This is a genomic window from Chitinophaga pendula, assembly GCF_020386615.1.
Lineage (GTDB): Bacteria > Bacteroidota > Bacteroidia > Chitinophagales > Chitinophagaceae > Chitinophaga > Chitinophaga pendula.
This window is the reverse complement of sequence record NZ_CP077769.1, coordinates 6,218,505-6,244,808: the sequence shown is the minus strand read 5'-3', so window position 1 is coordinate 6,244,808 and position 26,304 is coordinate 6,218,505. Positions and strand designations below refer to the sequence as shown.

Genomic DNA, 26,304 nt, shown 5'->3' with positions numbered 1-26,304 from the left:
TTAATCAAAGGATAGTAACGATGCTGCATGATTGCGGTATAAAGTTATTAAGTAAAGACGCTATTCTATCTGCGCAGGGGGGAAGATATGCCGGAAGGTGAGGTTGATCCTGGCAGGGACGGGTCGTTTGGTTTTGGGTACCTGGTGTTGCCAGTGATGTTGCAACGGGCCGGTCATGATGAGCAGGGAGCCATGTTGCAGATCGACGGTGGCGGTGCGTTGGTGGTCTTGTTTGTGCCTTAGCTGAAATCGGCGGGTGGCGCCGAGGTTGACGGAAGCGATGATGGGGTTGCGGCCCAGTTCGGGTTCGTCGTCGGCATGCCATCCCATGGAGTCCTGGCCATTCCGGTAGTAGTTGAGCAGCACGCTATTAAAGGTAGTGTGGCTGACTGCTTCTATACGGGACTGGATGGTGGATAACACTGGTATCCAGGGTTTTGGGGAGTAGGTGTTGCCGGAGAAGGCGTAGTTGCTGCCGGCATCGCCGTACCAGGCCATGAGGCGAGGGAACGGCACCTGTTTGCCATAGATGATGATGTGTTCCTGTTGCCAGCTGACTTCGTTGAGAAGTTGTTGCATCCAGTTGTCTGCTTCCTGTGGGGGAAAGAAGGACGGGTAGTAGTGCAGCAGGCCATCCTGCAAGGTGATCAGCTGGTGTTCCGGTTCGTGGAAGAAGGGTAGTTGTCTATTTATACTCATACGACGGGTTTCATGTCTTTCCAGGCCCAGAGGTAGCGGCAGGCATGGGAGCGGTAGGGCGCCCATTTAGCGGATATCTTGAGCAGTCGGAGCCGTAATGCTTTTTTATCGTTGGTTTTTTTGATCCTATATAGTTTGATCATTGCCTGTTGTATGCCGAGGTCGTCGATGGAGAAGATATCTTCCCGGCCGAGGTCGAACATCAGCAGCATTTCTACGGTCCATTTACCGACACCTTTGATGCGGGTGAGGTATGTGATGACCTCTTCGTCATTCATTTTGTGTAGTTTCTTATCGGTCAGTTTTTCTTCTATGACGAAGCGGGCTACGTTGTGTACGTAGCTGACTTTGGCATTGGAGAGGCCGATGGCGCGTAGTGTGGGTGCGGGCGTATCGATTACCTGTTGTGGTGTTGGTACTTTTCCATCGTATAGATCGAGGAAGCGTTGGTAAATGATATTGGCCACTTTGACGGATAGCTGCTGGCTCATGATGGCGCCTATGAGCTGCATGGCGATATTCTTGCGCAACGTGAGTTCCTGCAAGGGCGCCTGGATGATGGTAGCCAGGTACTTATCTTTCGAGAGGTGTGCGATGTACATAAGACAAATGATTAGATGTGAATCAATATTTCGTCTTAGTGTCAGCAGTGGGTAGTTAGTAAGCGTAGTACGGGGTTTGAGGGTCCGTACTACGCGGGTATTTTTATCAGAAAGGCTTGGCGTAGATGACTTGCAGGAGGGTTTGGCCTACTGCTTTGAGTGTACGCGGATCTATCACGCTAATATTATCGTTTTGTGTATGCCAGTGTGGGGCGAATCCGCCGTTGGCTTGGAGGGCGATGATATCGAAGGTGGGGATCTTAGCCAGTGTATTGACGTAGATGTGGTCGTCGGTGATGCCGGCGCCATTGTTTTCATATCGGAACAGGTCGGAGTAACCGAGGCTGTTGGCGACATCCCAGAAGGCTTTCATGGGGCCATAGGCGTATTGGCGGGAGGCGGCTTCCATGTAGAACTGGGAGCCGCGGCCGCCTACCATGTCGAACAGGATGCCGTAGTTGGCTTTATAGCCTGGTACGTGTGGGTTTTTGGCCCAGTATTGTGTGCCGAGGCAGTAGCTATCTTCATTTTCGCTGACGCCCATGTCTTCTACATCGGTGAGGAGTATATCGACGCCGATGGTAGGTTTTTGGAGGTGGAACTGCCTGGCTGCTTCTAGGAGGAGACCTACGCCGCTGGCGCCATCGTCGGCGCCGTCGAGTGTTTTTTGTTTATCGAAGGCATCCTGATCGGCATGTGGGCGGGTGTCCCAGTGGGCGAGCAGCAGGATACGTTGTGTGGCTGCCGGGTTGAAAGTGGCGATGATATTGATACAAGGGACGCCTTTTTTGCCTGGAGCGTCTACGGTGGTACGTTGTACGTATACGGTATCGGCGAGAGGTCGGAAGGCGGACAGCAGCCAGTCGGCACATTGTTGTTGTGCCGGTGTGCCAGGTATCCGGGGGCCGAAGCTGACCTGTTTTTGCGTGTAGGCGTAGGCGCTATCTGCCTGGAATGCTGGTATGGGTATGCTATTGGTGGTAGCTGGCGTTTCGTTGCCGGCTTGTTCTTCTTTCTTCCCTGTTGACTGGCAGGCGGCGAGATATATTGCCAGGACTGCTATCAAACTACTGAGTTTGCGCATAACATCATTTGCTTTACTGGCGCTGGTGTTTATCCCTGTTGGAGGGTATAGGACACGGAGCCATCTTTTTCATCTTTGAGCTGGACGCCTATCTCGATCAGCTGATTGCGTATTTTATCTGAAGTGGCGTAGTCCTTTCGGGTTTTGGCCTCTTTGCGCATATCTATTAGCAGTTGGAGTACGCCATCCAGGAGGTTGTTATCTTCTGTCAATGATTCCGGGCGGAGGGCCAGTATTTCTATCAGGAAGGTGTTCCAGGTTTTTTGCAGGAGGAGGAAGGTGTCTTCGCTCAGTTCGTGCATTTTGATCTGGCCTCCTTTTAGGGAGTTGATGACAGGGGTGAGTTCGAAGAGGTTGGCCAGTACTTTGGCGGTGTTGAAGTCGTCGGACATGAATTCGGCGCATTCGTGGCACCATTGGCGGACTTGGGCGTCGAGTTCTTTGTTGAGTTCTCCGGAGGCATTGTTGTACGACAGTTGTTGTAGTACGGCGTAGGCTGCCCATAGGCGTTGGAGGCCTTTTTCGGCGGCCTGGAGTGCTTCATTGGAGAAGTCGAGTGTACCGCGGTAGTGTGTTTGCAGTACGAAGAAGCGGATGGTCATGGGGCTGTAGGGTTTTTCCAGCAGTGGATGTTGGCCGGAAAAGATCTCTGTCAGCTTAATGGTATTGTTATACGCTTTACCCATTTTACGGCCGTTGATGGTGATCATGTTGTTATGCATCCAGTAACGGGCCATGAGTTCATCGTGGGCTACTTCGCTTTGTGCGATTTCGCATTCGTGGTGGGGGAATTGGAGGTCCATTCCACCGCCGTGGATATCGAATTGTTTGCCGAGGTATTTGCTGCTCATGGCGGAGCATTCGATATGCCATCCGGGGAATCCTTCGCCCCATGGGCTGGGCCATCTCATGAGGTGTTCGGGCGGTGCTTTTTTCCAGAGGGCGAAGTCGACTTTGTTATTTTTTTCGTCCTGGCCTTCGAGTTCGCGGGTGGTTTCGAGCATGTCTTCGAGGATGCGGCCGCTGAGGATACCGTATTGGTAGTTGGCGGCGTATTTTTTAACGTCGAAGTAGACGCTGCCGTTGATTTCGTAGGCGTATCCTTTGGCGATGATCTTTTTGATCATTTCGATCTGTTCGATGATATGGCCGGTGGCGGTGGGTTCTATGCTTGGTTCGAGGCAATTGAATTGCAGCATGGCCCAGTGGTATAGGTTGGTATATTTCTGTACCAGCTCCATGGGTTCGATTTTTTCGAGGAGGGCGCCTTTTGCGATTTTATCTTCTGCGGCGCGGCCTTCTTCTTCGAAGTGGCCGGCGTCGGTGATATTTCTTACGTATCTCACTTTATACCCCAGGTGTTGGAGGTATCTGAATACGACATCGAAGGTGATGTAGGGGCGGGCGTGACCCAGGTGAGATTCGCCTGATACGGTAGGTCCGCACACGTACATCCCCACATGTCCCGGGTATAATGGCGTAAAAACCTCTTTTTGCCGGTGGAGGGAGTTGTATATTTTAAGTTCAGACATAGTACTGTTTTCGTAACACGTGTTTCGATTAATGATGCCCTGGTCTTACAGGGGGGATTGCAAATATAAATATATTGTTTTGTCAGCGACGACACTTACAGGAGGAGGAGTATAGTTTAGCGACGTTGTAAGCGGATACGGGTTTCATTCGGGACGTATTGAGAGGTTGGCAATAATGGGATAGTGGTCGGACAGGTCGGAGTTGATTTTCCGGTAGCTGTTGACGGAGAACCGGTTGTCGGGTAGTATGTAGTCTATGCGAAGGGTGGGGGCGATGCCGTCGAAGGTGCGGCCTATGCCGCTGCCGCGTTGCAGGAAAGCGTCCTGGAGGGGCCCCCGGATGGTGAAGTAGGTATAGGAAGCCGGTGTGTCGTTGAAGTCTCCGCAGACGATGACGGGGTGGGGGCTTTCTTTGATGAAGGCGGCCACGATATCGGCTTGGCGGGCGCGGCGGACGAAGGCTTCTCTCATTTTCTGGATGATACCTTTGGTGGCGACGAGGCCGGTATCTTCCTGTTTTTTTATTTTTTCTATGGAGTTATAATCTTTTTCGTTGAAGCGATAGGATTCCAGGTGCATGTTGACGATGCGGATGGTATCTTTTCCTTTGAGCAGGATGTCTGCGTATATGAGGCTTTCGCTGAGGGGGCCTTTGGACAGTTTGACTTTGTCGGCCCGGATAATGGGGTGTTTGGAATAGATGATGCTACCCCAGTGTTGGGTACCGTTGCGGTTAAAGTCGCTGCTGAAGTAGCGGTAAGGTAGTTTCATTTCATGGGAGATATCTTCCCGGTTGTTGAAATCATTTTTTCTTTCGGAGGTATAGAAGTCCTGGAAGCAGGCGATGTCGAGTTCTTGTTTTTTGATAAGGGCGAACATGGCCTGGCGGTTGTATTTGCTATCTTTTTCGTTGTACAGTCCGAACAATCTGACGTTATAGCTCATCATGGTGAAGCTGTTTTTGGGTGCCAGGAATTGTTTTTCGGCAGCGGGGAGTCGGAACGCGATGAAAGCGGTCACTGATTTATACCCGATGGTGAGTGCGACGATGGGGAGCAGTGCGTACCGGAAGTCGAGTACGAGCCAGCAGAGGAAGAATAGGACCAATGCCAGGAGGAGGAATGGGAACACCAATGTGATGAAGCTGATGGGCCAGAACCGGACGGGGGAGATATAAGGTGCCAGGGAGGCCACGAGGAACAGTGCTGCTATGCCTACATTGATGGCCAGAAAGAACCCTTTTGTGAATAGTCTTAAAAATCTCAATTGTCCGTTGCTTTTTTCCTAAAGATAGGGAAGAATGTGATAATCCTTCATAGGGGCAGCGGTGGTATTGCGATCTCTTATCAAGCGGGGGTGGGGGAGGTTATTCTTTTTTGAGGGAGAAGGAGGCCATGATGGGGTAGTGTTCGAGGAGGGCATTTCTGAAGGTAGAGAAGCCATGTATATTAAACTGTTGGTGGGCGAGTATGTAGTCGATGCGGAGGGTGGGTGAGAGGTAGGATAGGGTGCGGCCGAGGCCCTGGCCGTGGTGGAGGAATGCGTCCTGGAGGCCGTTGCTGATGGTGAAGTAGGTGTAGGATACGGGGGTATCGTTAAAGTCGCCGCAGATGATGAAGGGGTATGGGCTGGTGGCGGCGAGGGAGGCCAGTGATTCGGCCTGGCGGGCGCGGGTGGCGAAGGTGTTGCGCATTTTTGCGAGCAGGTGTCTGGGGGAGCCAGCGGGTGTGTTGTGTTGCTGGCCGAAGGCCATGCCGGGGTAGTCGTTGGCGTTGAGCATATAGGATTTGAGCTGGGCGGTGAAGATGCGGACGGTATCCTGGTGGATACGGAGGTCTGCCTGGAGGAAGCTGCTGCCGCTGCCGTTGGGGTTATTGCCGCAGGGGATGCTGATGGCGTTGAGGATGGGATGTTTGGAGAAGAGGATGATGCCGTATCTCCAGGTGTCCCAGTGAGTTCTGTCGCAGGTGAAGTAGTGATAATTGTATCCATATGAGCGGACGATGCGTTGGAGGTGGTCGGTGAGTTCGGGTTTGTCGTTGGTATAGAATTCCTGGAGGCAGAGTATGTCGGGTTGTGCATGTTGGAGGGCGTTATAGATGGCGGTGACGCGGGAGGAGTCGTGTGTGTAGTACCGGAGGCCCATGTTGCTGGTGTTGAAGGTCATGACGGTGAACTGTTGTTCCTGGTCGCGGGAGGCGTTTTGGGGGGTGGGGTGGAGGCCGAAGGTAACGTATATGGCTTTGGTGCAACAGAGGAGGGCGATGGTAGACAAGGTTGCGAGTGGCCAGCGTTTGCAGATGATCCATATGGGGATAAAGCAGGCGGCTATGATGCTGGTGATGGGGAAGAGGAGGCCGGCGAAGCCGCTGAGCCAGTAGCTGCCTGGACTGAGGTAAGGCAGGTAAGCTGAGAGGAGTGATGCTATGATCACCAGGCTGTTGCCGATGAGCAACAGTCGTTGGATAGGACGAAGTTTCTGCACAGTAGTAGCGGGGTTAAGGGGTTACTAAAATAAGTAATTCCACCTACCGGCAGTGTAAATTTTTTATGAATTAAAAGACAGTTTTACTGTTGGCTGGCGCGCAGTAGGGTTTGTCTTTCTTCGGCGGAGAGGGCATCGATCCCCAGTTCATTGATCTTATCGAGGATCTCGTTGAGCCTGTTTTCGGGAACGGCGCCTATTTTGCGAAAGGCGGGGGTATTGTTGGCGGTGGTGGTAGCGTGTGCGAAGATGTTTCTTTTGATGGATTCTTCGGCGGCTTGTTTGCGAGCGGGAGCGGGGTGGAAGACGTGTGTGATATTGAAGAGGAGTCGATTGAGCCAGGCGCCCATGTCGCGGCCATTTTTCCATTGCCACATATAGAGTGCACCCATGATGGCGCCTCCGGCGAGGGGGGCGTAGTATACGGGGTCTTGTTCCATATAGGCGCTGGTGAGTACATGGAGGGCTATAAAGAGCGTGGTAATGATCCAGAGGGGGATACCGCCGCCTAACATGGGGAATATGCGATAGCCGGGGGTAATGGTGGTGGCACCGATGGCGAGGGCCATTACGCTGGCGGAGGCGCCCATGAGGGTAGCGGTGTGGGCGCCGGCCTGGAAGGCTGGCAACAGGTGGATGGCGGTGAGGTAGGTTGCGGCGCCTGCGAGGCCTCCGAAGAGATAGAGGGGGAGGATACGCTGGTGGCCGGCGACATTCTGTAGTAGGGTACCGAAGCAGTATAGCCAGAGCATGTTACTGAATACAAAAGCGACGCCGATGTGTGTAAAGAGATGGGTGATGATGGTCCAGGGGCGGGTGATGAGTAAGGAAAAGTCGGCAGGCATAACGGCCTGGGCGAGCACCTCGGCATTGAACTGGGCCGTGGGCATATTTTCCATGTTATAGATCACCCGGGTAAAGAACAATACAATATATATCGTCAGGTTTACCACCATAATCTGGGTCACCATATTGCGGCCTTCTCCCAGTGAGAGTCGTGGTGACCGTTCTTTTTCCGCTACTTGCATATTATATCGCTTTACAGGAACAAAATTACAGAAAAAAAGGTCCTAAACGACAACAGCAATAATCTCTCCAAAGGTGTGTCCGGGTGGGGCTGGCGCTTGACAAGTGGTTGCTGAGCGGGCATTTGCCTGGGGATCAATGTATTGCGAAGGGGTTGTATAAGCGTTCTATAAGCATTGTATAAGTGATGTATAGCGGTTGTATATGCGAGGTATATCCGGGGTATACCTGATGTATAGTGGTTGTATAAGTATGTATATGGTTAGCTTATACAAATGTTATACGAATGATACAGGAATGTTATAGGAAAGCTACAGGAAGGGAGGTGGCGGCGGTATTGTTGAGCGGGCCAGGAGCAGGGCATGTGAGGGTAAAAGCAGATCGGCTGGCCCGGGAGGGGGTCAGCCGATCTGCTTATGTGTATGAGTATTTGTCAGTAGAAATTAGAGCGGTTCCTGCTGTTCCATATTTTGAGCAGCAGGAAGCTGAAAAGTACGCCTCCGAGGTGTGCGAAGTGGGCGACGTTGTCTCCTGCTGAGTTTTGTATACCGGAGAATAGTTCGAGGAGGATGAGTACACCTACGAAATATTTCGCTTTTACGGGGAAGAGGAAATACAGGAAGATGAGGCTATTTGGGAATAGGTATCCGAATGCGAAGAGTATGCCGTATACGGCGCCGGATGCGCCCAGGGTGGCGGTATCGCGGTATCTTTCCAGGAATTGCTGGAGGAATACTTTGGCATCCTGTAGTTGATCCGGAGAGCTTGGGTAGTTGACCAGTTCATATTGTCCTACGACGAGGTCGTATTTCCGTTGCAGGATGGAGAAGTTGGTTTGGGATGGATCTTCGAGGAATGCGTGTATATCTCTGGTGATGTTGATGTTTTCGTAAGTGAGTACGCCCATGTGGCAGAGGGCGGCGCCGAGGCCGCAGACCATATAGAATATGAGGAATCTTTTGGGTCCCCAGAGGTTTTCGAGGGTGCTTCCGAACATCCACAAGGTGAACATGTTCATGAACAGGTGTCCGAAGGAACCGTGCATGAAGAGGTGTGTAACGATCTGGTGGGGTTTAAAGAGGTCGGAATTCCAGTAATGGAGTGCGAACAGGTCGACGAGTTTGTCGCCTACTGTGATTTGGGCGAGGTAAACTAACCCGTTGATGATCAGCAGGTTTTTAATTACCAGAGGGAGTATTTCGAATCTTCCGGGCCTAAGCTCATTCATTGTCTAATAGGTCATTTATTATAAAAATAGGCAACGCCATTGGAACGCTGTTATCAGGTTCTTTTGCGTAGTAGTACTACGTTTTCAATATGGTGGGTATGCGGGAACATGTCGACGGGCTGTACTTTTTCGACGGTATACATTTCGTCGAGTAGTGCCAGGTCCCTGGCTTGTGTGGCCGGGTTGCAGCTGACGTATACGATTTTGGGTGCTGCTATTTCCAGCAGTTTCTTCACCAGTTTTCCGTGCATACCGGCGCGTGGCGGGTCGGTGATGATCACGTCGGGTTGGCCGTGGTGGGTGAAGAATTGGTCATCGCATATATCTACTACGTCTCCTGCGAAGAATTCGGCGTTGTTGACGTTGTTCCTGTGGGCATTTTCTTTTGCATCGTCGATGGCTTCTTTGATCAGTTCTATGCCGATCACTTTTTTGGCCTGTCGGGATACGAAGATGCCGATACTACCTGTACCGCAGTACAAGTCATAAACAATTTCCGTTCCTGTTAGTTCTGCGAAGTTGCGGGTTACCTGGTAGAGTACTTCTCCCTGGTATGTATTGGTCTGAAAGAAGGATTTGGGACCGATCTTAAATACGAAGTCTTCCAGTTTTTCCTCTACATATCCTTTTCCGTAGAACGTTTTAGGTTCGAGGTCAAAGATAGTATCATTCTTTTTAGGATTGATGGTATATACGATGCTGGTGATCGCGGGTACTTTTTCGAGGAGGTGATTGAGTAGTGCTTCGCGGTTTTTACGGTCTTCGTGGTGGATAACGAGGTTGACCATTACTTCGCCGGTGGTGCAGATGCGTACGACCATATTACGGAGCCATCCTTCGTGGGCGCGGATGTCGTAGAAGGGCAGTTCGTGTTGGAGGGCGTAATCGCGCACGGTATTTTTGATCAGGTTGACCGGTTCTTCCTGCAGGTGGCAGGTTGTTATGTCGAGTACTTTATCGAACAGTTTGGGTACATGGAATCCGAAGGCGTTGCGTTGTGGTATTTCGCCCTCGGTTTGCTGTATTTCTTCTGTGGTGAGATATGCACGGTTGCTGAAGGTGAACTCCAATTTGTTGCGGTAGTGGGAGGTGTGTTTAGAGCCGAGGATGGGGCTGATGGGCGGTAAAGTCATTTTACCGATGCGTTGCAAATGATCTACGACCTGTTGCTCTTTGTATTGGAGTTGGAGGGAGTAGGGGAGCATTTGCCATTTGCAGCCGCCGCAGCCGCCGAAATGTTGGCAAAAGGGAGTAGTACGATCGGGGGAATAGGTGTGGAAGTGCACTGCTTTTCCTTCTGCCCAGTCTTTTTTGTTTTTGCTGAGCCTTACGTCTACTATATCGCCGGGCACTACGCCGCCGTCGATGAAGATTACTTTACCGTCTTTACGGGCCAGGGCTTTACCTTCTGCGGCGTATGCGCTTACGGGTACTTGCTCCAGGACTACATTCTTTTTTCTCACGCCTGCAAAGGTAATGAAAGTTTGAGAGGGGCGGGGGGAGGTATTCAATTTTTCCCTTACATTTACTTTCTTGTTATTATGCCTATGCGTACATTCTTATTGTTGGTGGCTGGCTTACTGAGCCAGTTGGGGCTGCAGGCGCAGCAGGGATACCAGCTTACGATACATTTTAAGGATTATACCGCCGGGAAGATGTACCTGGCGAATTATATGGGGAAGAGTATTTTCCTGGCGGATTCGGCGGAGATCGATGCTGGTGGTAAGGCGGTGCTGAAGGGTGCTGCGGCGTTGCCTGGCGGGATTTACCTAGTGGTATTTCCGGGGAAGCAGCGTTATTTCGAGTTGTTGCTGGACAAGCAGCAGACGTTTAGTATTGAGGCGGATTCGTCTGATGTGGTAGGGAAGACGGTGTATAAGACATCGGCTGACAATGAGCAGTTCCTGGCTTACAACCGTTTTCTGGCGAGTAAGGAGACGTTAAGTAATAAGATACAGCAGCAGTTGTCGGCTGCGCGTACGGCGGCGGACACTGCGGCTGCGCGTCCTTTGCAGGTGGAGTTGAACAAGCAGATACAGCAGTACCGGGATGATGTGATCGGGCGGCAGCCGAAGACGTTGCTAGCGGCTATATTCCGGGCGATGAAGGAGCCGGAGGTACCGGAGAAGCCTGCGGGAGAAGATTCTACCTATGGGTACCGTTATTATAAGGCGCATTACTGGGATAGTGTGGACCTGGCTGATGGGCGGCTGGTGCGGACGCCTATATTGGACGGGCGGTTGCAGAAGTATTTTACGCAGCTGGTGGTGACGCATCCGGACTCTATTGTAGTAGCGGCGGATGAGTTGATTGCGCGTACGCGTAAGGACAAGGAGATGTTCAAGTATGTATTGTGGTGGTTGACCTATAACTATGAGACCTCTCCTTATATGGGTATGGATGCTGTGTTTGTACACCTGGTGGAGAAGTATTATGTGGCCGGGGATGCGTATTGGCTGAATGAGGAGCAGTTGAACAAGATCATTGCCAGGGCGTATTCGATTGCGCCGAACCTGATCGGTCAGCAGGCGCCGCCATTGGACCTGAAGGATTCTACGAACACGAAGGTGGTATCATTATATAAGACGCAGGCGAAGTATACGGTGCTGGTGTTTTGGGATCCTACCTGCGGGCATTGCAAGACGGAGGTGCCTAAGCTGGATTCTGCTTACCGGGCGAGCTGGCAGCAGAAGCAGGTGGCGATCATCGGTATTAAGACGGAGGGGACGCAGCAGGAGTGGATGCAATTTATCAAGCAGCATCAGCTGAAGGGATGGATACATGCGTGGGATCCGACGGGGCAGAGTAACTACCGGCGGTTGTATGATGTGTATAGTACGCCGGTGGTGTATTTGCTGGATGAAAAGAAAAAGATCATTGCGAAGCGATTGGGCGTGGAGCAGTTAGGTAGTTTCCTGGATAGAGTGGCTAAATAAGCCCGAAAAGGAGGTTAATTGTTTGACATTTATTAACATATGAGAAGAATAATCAGCTGTTTATTTGTTTTAACTCATTGTAATACAATTAGATAAGTTCTTTAAAAAGGTATTTGGCACAGTCTTTGAAATCTGAGTAGTCATAATAAAAATCTGTAGGTTATGACTAAGAAAATTATCCTTTCATGTGCTGCCCTAGCACTCTCTTTCGGAGCGATGGCTCAAGCGAGAGTAGGTGTTAAAGGAGGTGTTAACTTCGCCACTATTTCAAAAGACAACGCTGGTAACTTCAGTAGAAGTCAGGGTATCACCCGTTATCACATAGGTGCAATTGTTGACCTCCCGTTATCTCCCATTTTATCATTGCAGCCCGGCGTGTTCTATACCAGCAAAGGCTCCAAACTGGAGGCTGGTAACAAGGATAACGCGACCATCACAAATCCGTACAGTAAGAACGAGACCAATCCACAGTACATTGAAGTACCTATTAACCTGGTTGGTAAAATTCCCATTGGTAATGGTACTACGAAACTTTTTGCAGGTATCGGACCCTACTTTGCTTTTGGTGTAGCTGGTAAGAACAAATCTGAGTCTTCTTATAAGGATGCTACAGGTGCGACGATTACAGCATCTGCATCCAAGAAGATCAAGTGGGATGATGACAATCCGTTTGTGAATGGTGATCCTAACTATGGTGCTGACAAGTACAAACGTTTTGACTTTGGTGGTAACCTGATGGTTGGTGCTGAGTTTGGCAACTTCCTGGTATCTGCTCAATACGGGATGGGTTTTGCGAAGATCAACTCTGGAAGTGTAAACAGCCGTAATGACAATAATAAGAACCGTGTATTCGGTGTATCCGTAGGTTATCTGTTCGGCCGTACTCCTAAGAACACTAAGCCATAATTAACGGGAGCCTATTGAGTAAACAGCTACTCATTTCCTTTTAACAGCGATAAGTTAAATGCAACTTCTCAGTGCATAACGGGCTGCACATGTAATCCAACTAGAACGACAAACAGCTTAGATAAAAAACAACAGATATGACGCCATGCCCGTTTGGCGTCATATTTCACAAACAACACTTCCAATGAAAAAGTTATTATTGTCCGTTGCCGCGCTGATGATTGCCGGCTTATCTTTTGGGCAGGTTAAATTTGGTATCGTAGCCGGACCGCAGTTTTCGAGTTATACGACCAAGGCTAATGGTCAGAGTAAGGAGACCAGTAAATTATTGACCAGCGTGCGCGCGGGTATTACGGTTGATTTACCGCTGGCAGATGAATTTTACATCGGAACAGGGTTATTATATTCTGGTAAAGGAGGACAAGATAAAGCCGGTTCCAACATTAGTTTTAAATCCAGGCTTTCTTACCTGCAATTGCCGATTAATTTCCTCTTCAAACCTGAAGTAGGTAGTGGTAACCTGGTGTTAGGGGTTGGTCCTTATATCGCTTATGGCCTCGGTGGTAAACACGAAGGTAATTTTGCCGGCCTGGTGAATGTGGAAAGAAAGGCTTTTGATGATGAGGCAGGTGCTGCCAAATTAAAACGTTTTGATGCAGGTGCTGGTCTGGTAGTAGGTTATGAGCTGAAAGGCGGATTGAATTTCGGCCTGAATGCTGACCTGGGGCTGGTGAATGCGTATGACAATACGGATAATGGCCGTAGATGGAAAAACACGTCTTTCGGTGTATCTGTAGGGTATAAATTCTAATTCAGACAATTACGACCTTATTAATAAAAGGGAGACGCTGCTTTCGAAAGAGGGCGGCGTTTTTTTATGTTTCCTATTGAAAACCTCCCTTTTTTAAGGTATATATTAGAAAAAATCATCCAGTAATCTATGTTACTTAGATATTATCAAAGTGTTTTATTTTGGAAAATTTAACATTTGATATCAAATGTTATGTAGATTTGGGTGTTTATTACTTGAGTGCGGTATTTTAGAGAGCCAGTTTTAGCACAGGAACAAACCAGTTTTAGCACAGCAATCAAATAGGACAATATTCATTCATTCCCTTCCTTAAAGATCAGTTTATCGATGAAAAAATTTACCCTGGTACTGTTGCCAGCTATATTGTTTTGTTATTCTCTGAAAGCCCAATGGAGTTTAGGCCTTCGGGTAGGTTATGCCGGTTCCAGTCTTCATACGGAAACGGTTGGTAACAAGACCCAAGGAGATGGCCGGCTAGATAGCTATCAAATGGGGCTGATGCTGGATGTGCCTTTAGGTAACAACATGTATATTCAATCTACGCTAAGTTATATTACCAAGGGAGGTCAGCTGGAGCAGTTGAGTGCGAAGCCATCTGGTGTGTATTTGCCGGAGGCGAATGAGGTGAAGCTGCGTTACCTGGAGTTGCCGGTATTATTTGTTTATAAGGTCCCTTTAGGATTTGGTAAGCTGACGGTGGGGGCGGGTCCTTATGCGGGATATGGACTGGATGGGAAGTACAACCTGGCTATCCGGTATAATGGCAGTGTGGTGCAGAGCAGTACGCAGGATATCAGTTTTAGCGGCGGGCGTTCGGGGATTATGTCTACTGATCTGTTGGTGAAGCGCTGGGATGCGGGTGCGTATTTTCAGTTGGGGTTGGAGTTGAACAAGCTGGTGACTTTGCATGCTAATTACAGTTATGGTCTGGTAGATATTGATGCTATTAAGGGGAACGTGTTGAAGAACCGTACGCTGGGTATTACGCTGGGAGTATTGCTCAGCCGGGAAGATTATTAATAACGATATTATATCTGTCCACTTTTTTTCCGATACGACAGCCGGCATATTGCCGGCTGTTTTTATTTGGGGGTGTGGGGCGTATTGGCTAAAATCCCCCAGGGAGTGTTTGAGATGGAGCTATTCTGATAGTATTTTCTGCTTTTTTGCTGCAGTCTTAAAAAATTTTTAGGAGGTTATAGGGGGGGAATGAATTATTGCCGTCCTATAATTGAAGTTGGAGGAATTATTTCCTACGACTGACATAGGAACAGTAAAACTAAAAAGTGTGACAGTTATAAGGATTTGCCACTACGTTTCCACGTAATGGCATTTTTTTTTGTGGTCATGTGGAGGAGAGGGGCCATAAAAAAGGGCCATCTTGCCGACAGCCCTTTATTTGTATCCTAGTATTTACTTTTTTTAGCAGAAGGCAGCTACTGCGGCCTCTACTACTTTGGGTTTGCCCAGGGTATAATAGTGGAGTACGGGTACACCGAACTTTTTCAATTCTTTAGACTGGTGGATCAGCCATTCGGTGCCGACTTCTTCTACTTCTTTATCGGATTTACATTTAAGTATTTCGGAGGACAGGTCGGTAGGGATATCGACATGGAAGGTCCTTGGGAGGACGGATAGTTGTTTTTTGCTGGTCATGGGTTTCAGACCCGGGATGATCGGTACGGTGATGCCCATTTCGCGGCATTTATTGACGAAGTCGAAGAATTTCTGGTTATCGAAGAACATTTGCGTAACGATATAGTCGGCGCCGTTCTCTACTTTACGTTTGAGATAGCCCATATCGGTTTGCATGTTGGGGGCTTCGAAGTGTTTTTCCGGGTATCCTGCTACGCCGATGCAGAATTTGGTTTTTACGCCACTTTGCAGGTCTTCTTCGAGGTAGATGCCATTGTTCATATGGGCTACCTGGTTGAGGAGGTCGATGGCGTACCGGTGTCCGTTTGGATCAGGTTCGAAGGAGGATTCGTTTTTAGGGGCGTCACCTCTCAGAACCAATACGTTATCGACGCCGAGGAAGTTAAGATCGATGAGGGCATTTTCTGTTTCTTCCCGGCTAAAGCCGCCGCAGATGAGGTGAGGGACTGCATCGACATTGTAGTGGTTCATGATGGCGGCGCAGATGCCTACGGTACCGGGGCGTTTGCGGATCTCCACTTTTTCGAAGGAGCCATCTGTTTTCTTTTTGAACATATGCTCACTGCGGTGGTAGGTGACATTGATGAAAGCGGGTTTGAATTCCATGAGGGGATCGAGGTGATCGTAGATGGACTCGATGCTTTTGCCCTTTAAGGGGGGAAGAATCTCAAAGGAGATCAATGTATCTTTTGCCTGTGCAATATGTTCTGTTACTTTCATAATATATAGTATGATAGATGGGGCCTTTGTTATTTACTAAAGACGGGCAAAAATAATATATCTCTGGATGAATTTACAACTAAGGTTACGTTAAGTGGGAGGGGGTATGTGCGGGTGTTGGGTAAGGGGGGCTGGTTGTTTTTAACGTTTTGTTGGCAGCTGGTTTTAAGCCCCTTGGGAAATTGGTGGTGGTCAAGTGAATGAAATGCTTATTTTTGCTAAGTTTGATCATATGGCATTAAGAATACATACGGATCAGTTGGTGAAGCGGTACCGTAACAGGACTGTGGTGAACCATGTATCCGTGGAAGTTACTCAAGGAGAGATCGTAGGATTGCTGGGGCCGAATGGAGCCGGTAAGACCACTACCTTTTACATGGTGGTAGGTTTGATCAAGCCGGATGAGGGAGAGGTATTCCTGGATGATATCAATATTACGAAGCTCCCGATGTATAAGCGGGCGCAGATGGGGATTGGTTATTTGCCTCAGGAGGCTTCGGTGTTCCGGAAGCTGAGTGTGGAGGATAATATTGCTGCGGTATTGGAGATGACGGATTTGAAGAAGGCGCAGCAGCGAGACAAGCTGGAGGAGTTGCTGGAGGAGTTCCGGTTGAAGCATGTACGTAAGAGCCCCGGAGATGTACTGAGTGGTGGTGAGCGCCGGCGTACGGAGATTGCGCGGGCGTTGGCAGTGGACCCCAAATTCATCCTGTTGGATGAGCCGTTTGCAGGTATTGACCCTATTGCCGTGGAAGACATACAGGCTATTGTAGCCAAATTGAAATATAAGAACATCGGTATTCTCATCACAGACCACAATGTACAGGAGACGCTGTCTATTACAGACAGGGCATACCTGCTGTTTGAAGGAAAGATCCTGAAATCGGGTAGTGCGGAAGAGCTGGCAGAGGACGAACAGGTAAGAAAGGTGTATCTTGGCCAGAATTTTATTTTACGTCGGAAGAATTACCTGGACGAGGCGGCCAAGCAGCAGTAATATATTCCGGGCCGGCAGGTCCGGAACTGGCGTTTTACCGCCGGGCGAACTAACACAAGACCATTATTAAAGCTAAACAACTAAAGAGGTCGTACCCGTAATCCTATTATGAGAATTTTAAGTCCTGCAATATCACAGCTGGCGCGTTTGCGTATGGGGCGAATAGAGCATTTTATGCAATATCCCCAGCAGGTGCAGCAGCAGGTATTTCAAAACCTGATCAGTGCTGCGCAGTACACTGAATTCGGGAAGCAATATGGCTTTTCCAACATCTTCAAGATGGATGAGTACAAAAGGCGTGTTCCCATTCATGACTATGACAGCATTAAGCCGTATATACAACGGGTGATGGAAGGGCAGCAGAATGTACTATGGAATACTCCTATCAAGTGGTTTGCCAAGTCGAGCGGTACGACTGCTGACAAGAGCAAGTTCATTCCTGTAACGGTGGAGAGCCTGGATGAGTGTCATTACCGTTCGGGGCGGGATGTATTGTCCCTTTTCTATAACAACTTCCCTGATTCGGATTTGCTGACGGGCAAGTCGTTGGTGATAGGGGGGAGTCATCAGGTAAACAAGCTGGCAGAAGGCGGGGATTCCTATTATGGGGATCTGAGTGCTGTGATGCTACAGAACATGCCGTTTTACGGCAATATGATCCGTACGCCGGACCTGTCTATTGCGTTGATGGATGAGTGGGAAGAGAAGATAGAGCGGATGGCGAATGCGGTGATCCATGAAAATGTTACTTCTATAGCCGGTGTACCGACCTGGACGCTGGTATTGATCCGGCGTATATTTGAACTGACGGGTACTGATAACCTGGCGGATGTGTGGCCTAACCTGGAGCTATATATGCATGGCGGGGTTAGTTTTACGCCCTACCGCGAGCAGTTTGCTCGCCTGATCCGTAAGCCGGGGATGTACTATCAGGAGACGTACAATGCTTCTGAAGGTTTTTTTGCGGCGCAGGATGTGATCGGTGAGGAAGGGCTGCTGTTATTCCTGAATCACGGTATATTCTACGAGTTCATGCCGATGGAGGAATATGGTAGTGCGGAGCCGCGTACGTTGCAGCTGAATGAAGTAGAGCTGGGTAAGAACTATGCGTTGATCATCAGCACTAATGGTGGCTTGTGGCGTTACCTGGTGGGAGATACGGTACAATTCACTTCTTTATCGCCTTTCCGTATCAAAGTGAGTGGACGTACGAAGTCGTTCATCAATGCATTCGGGGAGGAGCTGATCGTGGAGAACTCTGACCGGGCTATTGCGAAGGCGAGCGAGGTGACGGGTGCGATTGTGAATGATTACACGGCGGCGCCTGTTTACTTCAGTGAAGGCTCTAACGGAGGGCATGAGTGGCTGGTAGAGATGGAGGTGATGCCGGATAGTGTAGATCATTTTACGCAGGTGTTGGATGAGACGCTGAAGACGATCAATTCGGACTATGAGGCGAAACGTCATAAGGATATTGCGTTGCGGCTGCCTACGGTGCATGTATTGCCCCAGGGCGCTTTTTGTGAATGGCTCAAGAGCAAAGGTAAACTGGGCGGTCAGCATAAGGTACCCCGGTTGAGCAATGAGCGTCATTATGTAGAGGAGATATTGAGATTTGTCGCCAATAATAAATAACCATTACTTATAACCTACACACTTAAATACAAATCAGATATTAGCATATGAAATTACTGGACAACAAGGTAGCGATCGTAACAGGGGCCAGCAGAGGTATCGGAGAAGCGGTAGCAATAAAGTTTGCTGAAGAGGGCGCTCATGTCGCGTTTACTTATTTAAGCTCTGATGCGAAGGCGAAGGCACTGGAAGAGAAGCTGCAGGCGATGGGTGTAAAGGCCAAAGCCTATAAATCCAATGCAGGTGTATATGAGGAGTGTGAGACGCTGGTGGCAGATGTGCTGAAGGAGTTTGGCGCTATCGATATCTGTGTTAACAACGCCGGTATTTCCAAAGACAACCTCTTGCTGCGTATGAGCCAGGACCAGTGGGATGATGTGATGGATATCAACCTGAAGAGCGTATATAACATGACCAAACATGTGATCCGTCCGATGATGAAAGCCAAAAGTGGTGCTATCATCAATATGAGTTCTATCATTGGTATCAAGGGTAATGCGGGTCAGAGCAGTTATGCTGCTTCCAAAGCGGGTATCATTGGTTTTACCAAGTCTATCGCTGCGGAGCTGGGTAGCCGTAATATTCGTTGTAATGCGGTAGCGCCTGGTTTTATTGAAACTGACATGACCAGCTATCTGAAAGACGGTACCGGTGCGAGCGATTATATCGCTAAAATACCGCTGGGACGTTTTGGTAGTACGGAAGATGTGGCGAATGTGACATTGTTCCTGGCTTCCAATCTGGGTAGTTATGTGACGGGGCAGGTGATCAGTGCTTGTGGCGGTCTGAATATGTAATACAGACTTATTCTTTATACAGAAGGCTTATACTGGTATGGTATAAGCCTTTTTTTATGGTGTTGGCTGTCATTTGCGGGGGGATATTTTCATTTGCAGGAATAACTACAGCAGATTGTCAAAAATTGAAGGATATTGCAGGTGCAGCGCCCGGAATATAATATATTGGCACTGTCACATCTGTTTATTCATTGAAGGGGGAGAATCATCATATCACACAGCATGGGCTGGACAGTTTTGAACGTATGTACAGGCGGTATTATGCCGCTTTGTGTGTGTATGCTTTTGATCTTGTGAACCGTCATGAGCTGGCGGAGGAGATTGTACAAGATACGTTTGTGAGGATATGGGAGAAGTTTGATGAGATAGATATATCGGTATCGGAGCAGGCTTATTTATACAGGGCTGTTCATAATAATTGTCTCAATTTTGTAAAGCAGGCGCGTATGCGGTTGCAATATAGCCCGGAGATGATACAGCAGCTGGAGTCGCGGATTTCTTTGTTATCTGTTGGGGCGGGGCCTATAGAGAAGTTGCATGATCAGCAGCTGCAGCAGTTTACGGCAACGGCGATCAACCAGTTACCGCCGCAGTGCCGGGATGTATTCCGGTTGAGCCGATACGAGCATCTTAGTTACCCGGAGATCGCCCGGGAGTTGAATATATCCGTTAATACCGTGAAAACCCAGATGGCGAGGGCTTTGTACAAGTTACGGGCGTCGTTGTTACCCTTACTGAAAAAATAATTCAAAAATATTTTTGTTGTTTGTCACCCTATGTGTTACTGTCAATTGTCTTAGTAATCAGTTTAGTCTATTATGAACCCAACCCTTTCACCGGAACAGGCGGATGATCTGATCATACGTTTTCTCTCCGGCCAGACAAGTATAGAGGAGCAGCAGCTGCTGGAGCAGTGGATGGCGGCAGATGAGGATCATCTGCAACAGTTCATTGCTTTACGTGATACGTGGCTGCTGAGCTATCAGCCGGATGCGGGTGCGCCTTATAATACGGGGGCAGCCTGGTCGGCGATGGGTTTGGAGCAGGCGGAGGTACATCGTCCGTTTTGGAAACGGATGAGACCGGGATGGGGGAGTATAGCGGCATTGCTGCTACTGAGTATGGTAATAGGCGGTGGGGTGGTATTTGCCTTTTTACAGGGGCGTATGGGCGGCGGTAATGATGGGGTGGTAACGGTGGTAAGTCCGAAAGGGGCGACGACCTATGTGCAGTTGTCTGACGGTAGTGAGGTATGGTTGAATGCCGGCAGCCGGTTGTTATATGCAAGAGGGTACGATGCAGATAAGCGGGAGGTGAAACTGGAAGGGGAGGCTTTTTTCAAGGTAAGGACCAACCCGGCGAAACCTTTTGTGGTAAAGGCGGCTGATCTTCGGATCAAGGCATTGGGTACATCCTTTAATGTAAAGGCTTATGCGGAAGAGCAAACGGTTGTGACGACGCTGGTAGAAGGTAAGGTAAAGATAGAAGCGCCGGATGTGTCGAAAGCGGTGGATATTGTATTGCAACCGCGGCAGCATGTTACCTATCATAGGGCAGCAGCTGTTGCTGAGGACCGGACTGTTCCGGTAGCGGCCCATAAGAAAGTAATGCCTGCTGCCTCTACGATAGAGAGTAGCCAGCTGGAGGATACGGCCCCTTACACTGCCTGGGTGGCGGGCAACTGGATCATCTCTTCAGCGACTTTGGAAGAGCTAGCAGTGACTATGGAACGTAAATATAACGTAAGGGTTGTATTTGCATCTGAGGAACTGAAACACTATAAATTCAGCGGCACCTTCCGTCAGGAGACGTTAGAGCAGGTGCTGGACGTTTTGAAATTAACAGCGCCACTTAGTTATCAGATCAACCACGGACTTGTGATGTTAAAGATGGACAGTGAACTAAAAGAACAATATTCCCGAGCGCTGCCGGGAAGCCATAGTAAGTAGAACATTGTAGTAAAATAAACAGTGAACTAAACAAGAACAGTAATCCGCGCGCTGCCGGGGGCAATGGAAAGTATGTAGAACAATGTAGGAACCAGCGTAATTATTTCACCTGTAAACCAGAATCTATGCAACGTCTGCACGGATAAATTTCACACAAAAAAATTGGGGCATTGCGACTGCCCCAACCAACGAACATCCCTTGCTATGGCAGTTGTTTGCGACATGACTGCCATAAAAACATTCGTCTTAACTAAAAATCTCTACAAGTTTATGAAAATCACATCAAACTTGCTGGCATTTCTTTGCCTCAAGCGAAAAATTCTGCTTGCCATGAAACTAACCATCATCTTGACTTTACTGGCAGTATTACAGGTATCAGCCAACTCTTTCGCGCAACAGACGATCAGTGAATTACAGGTTGAGAAGAAGAGCATCAGAGAGATATTTAAGCAAATAGAGCGTAACAGTAGTTTCCGTTTCTTTTACAATGAGGAGTTTTCCGACCTGAATAATATTCATAGTATACATGTTAAGGACAAAAAGATCAGTGATGTAATGGACCTGCTATTTGCCGGTACCAATACTACTTTCCGGGTGTTAGAGAACAACCTGGTGGTGATTACGCCTGATCCCAGGAGTGTGCGTCAGAAGGTATCCGGTAAGGTATCGGATGCTAAGACGGGGGAGGCATTGCCCGGTGTGACCGTTTCGGTAGAAGGTACTTCTATTGGCGGGTTGACGGATGCGCAAGGTCATTTTACGATTGACGTACCTGGTGATAAACAGACACTGGTGTTTTCCTTTATGGGGTATATCAGTCAGAAGCTGAGCATTGCCGGCCGTAAGCAGCTGGATGTGCAATTGGAGCCGGATACCAAGAAGCTGGATGAGATTGTCGTGGTGGGTTATGGTACGACACGCAAGAGTGATCTGACGGGATCTATCACATCTTTGAAGGCTACTGAGCTGGAGAAGACGGTAGTGACCAACCCGACGCAGATGCTGGCTGGCCGTGCTGCAGGTGTGCAGGTGACACAGACCAGTGCTGCTCCCGGCGGTCGTATTTCGGTACAGGTGAGGGGTGGTAACTCTATCTCCAGTTCGAATGAGCCCTTGTATATAGTGGATGGTTTCCCGATGGCGTCGCTAGATGCCAACCAGTTGAATCCCGGCGATATTGAAGGGATGGAGGTGCTGAAGGATGCATCTGCTACGGCTATTTACGGTGCGCGCGGTGCGAACGGTGTGGTGATCATCACCACCAAAAGAGGCGGTACCGGTACCCGTGTGACCTATGACGGTTACTATGGAGTGAATAAACTCAGCAAGGAAATACCTCTAATCGGTGCACAGGACTTTATGAGCCTGATGAATACCAAAGCGGCGATGAATGGTAACCCAGCGGTATTCTCGCCTGACGAGATCAAAAATGTGCTGGCTACCGTAGGGCCACAAGGTACCAATTGGCAGAAAGAAATATTGCGTACGGGTTCTACACAAAGTCACCAGATAGCGATCGCTACTGGTAGCGAGAATACCAAGGTATATCTCTCCGGTAACTACTTCCGTCAGAAAGGGGTGATCTCCAATACGGATTTCATCCGGTATACCGGTAATCTGAGTGTAGAGCAGAAGATCGGTGAGCGTTTCAAGTCGGGAGTGAATGTGCGTGGTTATCGTACGGAGTCTGACCTGAAAGGTTTTGAAGGGAGCATAGTAGAGTCCAACATTATGTACAACCTGTTGCGTTATGATCCTACTGTGCCTATCCGTAATGCAGATGGAACTTATGGCAGGTCCAAACTGCCGATGTACGGTAACAACCCGCTGGTGTATGTATATGAGCCTACTGATCGTGAGAACAACGTCGGTTTTCACGGAGATGCCAACGCCTCCTATGAGATCATCAAAGGGCTTTCTGCCAAGATGAACGTAGGTTATGATTATGCAGCCAATACTAAAGGAACATACACTCCTACCACCATTCCCGGCAGCATCGGTTCTGCCTCTAAGCGGAAAAGCGGCACCAGTCGTGCATTGATGGAGTTATTTGCCAACTATGATCGTTCATTTGGTAAAGATCACCGAATCAATGCACTGGCTGGTTATTCTTACCAGAAGGACATTTATGAAGACCTGTATGGGGCTTCTTCTGACTACTCCAATGACTACTTCCTATATCATAACCTGGGAGCGGGCAAGAACAGATCTGACCTGCAGACGCTGCAGAACTCCTCTGTGCTGACTTCTTACTTTGGTCGTGTGAACTATGCCTTTAAAGACAGGTATTTGCTGACTGCTACTTTCCGTGCGGACGGTTCTTCCCGTTTTGGTAAGAACAACAAGTTTGGTTATTTCCCCTCTGCATCTGTAGCGTGGAGAGCTTCAGAGGAGCAGTTTGTAAAGGACTGGGGTGTATTCTCCAACCTGAAGGTACGTGCGAGCTATGGTCTGACGGGTAATGACCGTATTCCTAACTACAGTGCACTGGCACGTATGGGTGTAAAGATCGTATCTACTGACGGGGAGACGGTATCAAAAGGACTGGCACCGGATAATATCCTCAATCCTGATCTGAAATGGGAAACCACCTCACAGTTTGATGCTGGTATCGATATGGGTTTCTTTGATAACCGTCTGAACGTTACAGCAGACTATTACTACAAGCGTACTACCGACCTGTTGCAGAACGTACCTACTTCTATCATTACCGGTTTCAACTCTATGCTGGTCAATGCCGGTACGTTAGAGAACCGTGGTATTGAGCTGGGGATCGAAAGTGTGAACTTCCGTACGGACAAGTTCTCCTGGAATACGGCTTTCAATATTGCTTTCAACAAGAACAAGGTGGTATCTCTCGGTGGCCGTGACCAGATCATCATTACCGGTAACAAGCCGGACGGTTCTGCTGCTTATATGGAGTTTAGCATACTGCGTCCGGGATTAGCGCTCAGTTCAATCTATGGTTATATCTGGGATGGTATTATCCAGCAAGGAGAGAAGTACAGTGCGCAGCCTAACGCTGTGCCTGGCGATCCGAAGTTCAGGGATGTGAATGGCGACGGTATTATTGATGCGAAAGACCGTACTGTGATCGGTAATGGTAATCCTGATTTCTTCTTTGGGTTAACTAATGACCTGAAGTATAAGAACTGGGATCTGACTGTATTTTTCCAAGGGTCATTCGGTAATGAGTTGTACAATGTGAACCGGCTGATACTGGAAGAGAACCGTTCTCCGGAGGCGCTGCACTTCTGGCGCCCGGATAATCCCAGCACTACTGTACCCCGCAATGGTTATTACAGTCTGCAATACGGCGGATATGTTAACTCCCGTTTTGTGGAGGATGCGTCTTATGTAAGATTAAAAAATATCGTGTTGGGCTATACGTTCCCGGTAAAGAACTGGGGTAAATCTGTGAAGAACCTGCGTTTGTATGTGAATGCACAGAACCTGTTCACGATTACAAAGTACACTGGTTTTGATCCGGAGGTGAGTACGGATGCGGCATCCGGCATGAATGCCAACCTGGGTCGTGGTAAGGATTTCAACTCTTATCCTGCCAGCCGTATTTATATGGTAGGCGCTCGTCTTACCCTGTAATTGAAAGTGAAGTAATGTATTGCAAACAGTCAAAAAGAACGACCATGAAATATCTTAAATATATATTGGTAGCAGGGTTGGCGATAGGAAGTGCTGCCTGCGAGAAACCGCTGGAAGAGACGCCTTATAGTGTGATACCCGGAGAGCAAGCCTACAATACCAAGGCAGATGCAGATGCAGCTGTGATCGGGATGTATGCTGCATTATATCCTAACTACTGGATGTATTATGGCGGTTACCATATGGTGGTAACCGATATGACGACACCGATGGGCTACAATACACCCGGTGGAGATCTGAAGCAGATGGTGGACTTTGCGTGGAGTCCTGCCAATCAATATCTGCAGAACGAATGGCGGCATATGTGGTCGCTGGTATTCCGTGCTAACCTGGCATTGGAGAAGCTGCCCGGTATCGGGGCATTGGATGAAGCCGTTAAAAAAGAGTATCTGGGGCATGCGCGATTTCTGCGGGCATTGGGTTACTATGACTTGACGAGCCTGTGGGGGGATGTGCCATTGGTATTGCGCAGCAATATCGGCGGTACGGCCAAGCCTCACCGTAACAAACAGGCGATGGTAGAAGCGCAGATCATAGAAGACCTGGTAGCGGCGGCAGCGGCATTACCCGCTAAGCAACCTTCTAACCGGGAGGCCTGGGCTACGCAAGGTGCGGCATATGGTTTATTATGTAAGATCTACCTGCGTCAGAAAAATTACGCCAAGGTAGAAGAGTATGCCCGTAAGATCATGGCTACCGGCCGTTATGACCTGTTCCAGCCGCAGACGGAAGGAGCGAACAAATTGTACAGTGATCTGTTCCTGGAGAGTAACAAACGTGATAATGAATTCATCTATAAGATCATGTATGCTCCTACGGAAGACGGTCTGAATGGTATGGGGGTGCATAACCGGCCTACGGACCTGGATCAGTTTGAGGGGTATGCTTATTATGGTGTGTCGCTGGATTTCTGGTGGACATTTGAAGACAGCGATCCCCGTGGTAAATGTTTCCTTTCTGAATATACCGGTATCACGGGTAAACAATACCGTGCCCCTAAGCAAGGAGAAACATTACCAACGAACATCGCGCCGATGCCTGCGGTATATTCCAAAAAATTCTTTGTAGAGAAAGGGAAGGATCCCAATTTCGACGGTCATAATATGCCTATCCTGCGGTATGCCGATATCCTGCTTTGTTTGGCGGAAGCTATTAATGAGCAGACGGGTCCGAGTGCGGAAGCGATAGAGTTGGTGAACCAGATAAAACGTCGTGCAGGTGCTACTGAGTTGCCTACTTCCGGTTTCTCCAAGGAGACGCTGCGTGACAAGATCTTCCAGGAGAGAGGCTGGGAGCTGGTGTTTGAAATGAAACACCGTGAGGATCTGATGCGTCGGGGTACCTATGTGGAGGCATGTAATAAATACATTGCGGCCCGTAAGTCGAGGGGTGCATTAGGATTGGCTAATGTGGGGCCTGAGAAGCTTTACTTCCCAGTTCCGCAGGAAGAGGTGAATGCTAATCCGAATATTACCCAGCCACCTATTGATGTCATCGAGTTCCCGGCTATCAAATAAACAACTTCCATGACACTGTGAATGATGAATAATGCACCGTTCCCTGTTCAGTTGGGGAATG

21 protein-coding genes are annotated in these 26,304 nt (G+C 48.9%); 11 read left to right on the top strand and 10 right to left on the bottom strand.

Annotation, left to right across the window (positions count from 1 at the left end; all coding sequences use genetic code 11):
* Positions 1-60: 60 nt before the first annotated feature.
* The 9 genes from KTO58_RS23315 to rlmD all read right to left on the bottom strand — a co-directional run bounded on the left by KTO58_RS23315 (position 61) and on the right by rlmD (position 10,119).
* Positions 61-699 carry an alpha-ketoglutarate-dependent dioxygenase AlkB family protein gene (locus KTO58_RS23315; RefSeq protein ID WP_095837091.1) on the bottom strand — a complete coding sequence of 213 codons (639 nt, stop codon included), beginning with the start codon at positions 697-699 and terminating at the stop codon, positions 61-63.
* A complete protein-coding gene (locus KTO58_RS23310; protein ID WP_095837092.1) occupies positions 696-1,301 on the bottom strand; it encodes a DNA-3-methyladenine glycosylase family protein in 606 nt (201 codons plus the stop codon). Before KTO58_RS23310 ends, KTO58_RS23315 begins: the two co-directional genes overlap by 4 nt.
* 106 nt (positions 1,302-1,407) lie before the next feature.
* Entirely contained in the window at positions 1,408-2,385 is a 978-nt protein-coding gene (locus KTO58_RS23305; RefSeq protein WP_095837093.1) for a M28 family peptidase, read from the bottom strand.
* Between the two features lie 29 nt (positions 2,386-2,414).
* Positions 2,415-3,917 (bottom strand): cysteine--tRNA ligase, encoded by a 1,503-nt coding sequence (gene cysS, locus KTO58_RS23300; protein WP_095837094.1) that lies wholly within the window; start codon positions 3,915-3,917, stop codon positions 2,415-2,417.
* 144 nt (positions 3,918-4,061) lie between these two features.
* Positions 4,062-5,183 (bottom strand): endonuclease/exonuclease/phosphatase family protein, encoded by a 1,122-nt coding sequence (locus KTO58_RS23295; RefSeq protein ID WP_095837095.1) that lies wholly within the window; start codon positions 5,181-5,183, stop codon positions 4,062-4,064.
* Positions 5,184-5,283: 100 nt separating this feature from the next.
* Positions 5,284-6,402 carry an endonuclease/exonuclease/phosphatase family protein gene (locus tag KTO58_RS23290; RefSeq protein ID WP_095837096.1) on the bottom strand — a complete coding sequence of 373 codons (1,119 nt, stop codon included), beginning with the start codon at positions 6,400-6,402 and terminating at the stop codon, positions 5,284-5,286.
* A gap of 83 nt (positions 6,403-6,485) precedes the next feature.
* Positions 6,486-7,430, bottom strand: coding sequence for a rhomboid family intramembrane serine protease (locus tag KTO58_RS23285; RefSeq protein WP_095837097.1), 945 nt, complete (start codon positions 7,428-7,430; stop codon positions 6,486-6,488).
* A 431-nt stretch (positions 7,431-7,861) separates the two neighbouring features.
* Complete coding sequence (locus tag KTO58_RS23280) at positions 7,862-8,656, bottom strand: rhomboid family intramembrane serine protease (protein ID WP_198315139.1); 795 nt, start codon at positions 8,654-8,656, stop codon at positions 7,862-7,864.
* A gap of 53 nt (positions 8,657-8,709) precedes the next feature.
* Entirely contained in the window at positions 8,710-10,119 is a 1,410-nt protein-coding gene (gene rlmD, locus KTO58_RS23275; protein ID WP_095837098.1) for a 23S rRNA (uracil(1939)-C(5))-methyltransferase RlmD, read from the bottom strand.
* Positions 10,120-10,203: 84 nt separating this feature from the next.
* Here rlmD and KTO58_RS23270 point away from each other — a divergent pair, with 84 nt between their 5' ends.
* The 4 genes from KTO58_RS23270 to KTO58_RS23255 all read left to right on the top strand — a co-directional run bounded on the left by KTO58_RS23270 (position 10,204) and on the right by KTO58_RS23255 (position 14,329).
* Positions 10,204-11,592, top strand: coding sequence for a TlpA family protein disulfide reductase (locus KTO58_RS23270; protein ID WP_198315140.1), 1,389 nt, complete (start codon positions 10,204-10,206; stop codon positions 11,590-11,592).
* 162 nt (positions 11,593-11,754) lie between these two features.
* Positions 11,755-12,498 (top strand): porin family protein, encoded by a 744-nt coding sequence (locus tag KTO58_RS23265; RefSeq protein WP_095837100.1) that lies wholly within the window; start codon positions 11,755-11,757, stop codon positions 12,496-12,498.
* Positions 12,499-12,682: 184 nt separating this feature from the next.
* On the top strand, positions 12,683-13,309 hold the full coding sequence (locus tag KTO58_RS23260; protein ID WP_157752772.1) for an outer membrane beta-barrel protein: 627 nt from the start codon (positions 12,683-12,685) through the stop codon (positions 13,307-13,309).
* Positions 13,310-13,636: 327 nt separating this feature from the next.
* Positions 13,637-14,329 carry a porin family protein gene (locus KTO58_RS23255; RefSeq protein WP_095837102.1) on the top strand — a complete coding sequence of 231 codons (693 nt, stop codon included), beginning with the start codon at positions 13,637-13,639 and terminating at the stop codon, positions 14,327-14,329.
* Positions 14,330-14,731: 402 nt separating this feature from the next.
* Here KTO58_RS23255 and metF read toward each other — a convergent pair whose 3' ends face one another.
* Positions 14,732-15,685 (bottom strand): methylenetetrahydrofolate reductase [NAD(P)H], encoded by a 954-nt coding sequence (gene metF / locus KTO58_RS23250; protein WP_095837103.1) that lies wholly within the window; start codon positions 15,683-15,685, stop codon positions 14,732-14,734.
* 232 nt (positions 15,686-15,917) lie between these two features.
* Between metF and lptB the strand changes: the two genes are divergently transcribed.
* From lptB to KTO58_RS23215, 7 genes are all read left to right on the top strand, one after another.
* Positions 15,918-16,682 (top strand): LPS export ABC transporter ATP-binding protein, encoded by a 765-nt coding sequence (lptB, locus tag KTO58_RS23245; protein ID WP_095837104.1) that lies wholly within the window; start codon positions 15,918-15,920, stop codon positions 16,680-16,682.
* Between the two features lie 108 nt (positions 16,683-16,790).
* Positions 16,791-18,317 carry a GH3 auxin-responsive promoter family protein gene (locus KTO58_RS23240; RefSeq protein ID WP_095837105.1) on the top strand — a complete coding sequence of 509 codons (1,527 nt, stop codon included), beginning with the start codon at positions 16,791-16,793 and terminating at the stop codon, positions 18,315-18,317.
* 47 nt (positions 18,318-18,364) lie between these two features.
* The gene (gene fabG / locus KTO58_RS23235; RefSeq protein ID WP_095837106.1) at positions 18,365-19,114 is read left to right on the top strand and encodes a 3-oxoacyl-[acyl-carrier-protein] reductase; all 750 of its coding nucleotides are present in this window, start codon (positions 18,365-18,367) and stop codon (positions 19,112-19,114) included.
* A 191-nt stretch (positions 19,115-19,305) separates the two neighbouring features.
* Positions 19,306-19,860 carry an RNA polymerase sigma-70 factor gene (locus tag KTO58_RS23230; protein WP_095837107.1) on the top strand — a complete coding sequence of 185 codons (555 nt, stop codon included), beginning with the start codon at positions 19,306-19,308 and terminating at the stop codon, positions 19,858-19,860.
* Positions 19,861-19,932: 72 nt separating this feature from the next.
* Positions 19,933-21,063: a FecR family protein gene (locus tag KTO58_RS23225; protein WP_095837108.1), complete on the top strand. Its 1,131-nt coding sequence runs from the start codon at positions 19,933-19,935 to the stop codon at positions 21,061-21,063.
* Between the two features lie 330 nt (positions 21,064-21,393).
* Positions 21,394-24,666, top strand: coding sequence for a TonB-dependent receptor (locus KTO58_RS23220; protein WP_157752773.1), 3,273 nt, complete (start codon positions 21,394-21,396; stop codon positions 24,664-24,666).
* Between the two features lie 44 nt (positions 24,667-24,710).
* On the top strand, positions 24,711-26,243 hold the full coding sequence (locus KTO58_RS23215; RefSeq protein ID WP_198315141.1) for a RagB/SusD family nutrient uptake outer membrane protein: 1,533 nt from the start codon (positions 24,711-24,713) through the stop codon (positions 26,241-26,243).
* Positions 26,244-26,304: the final 61 nt, after the last annotated feature.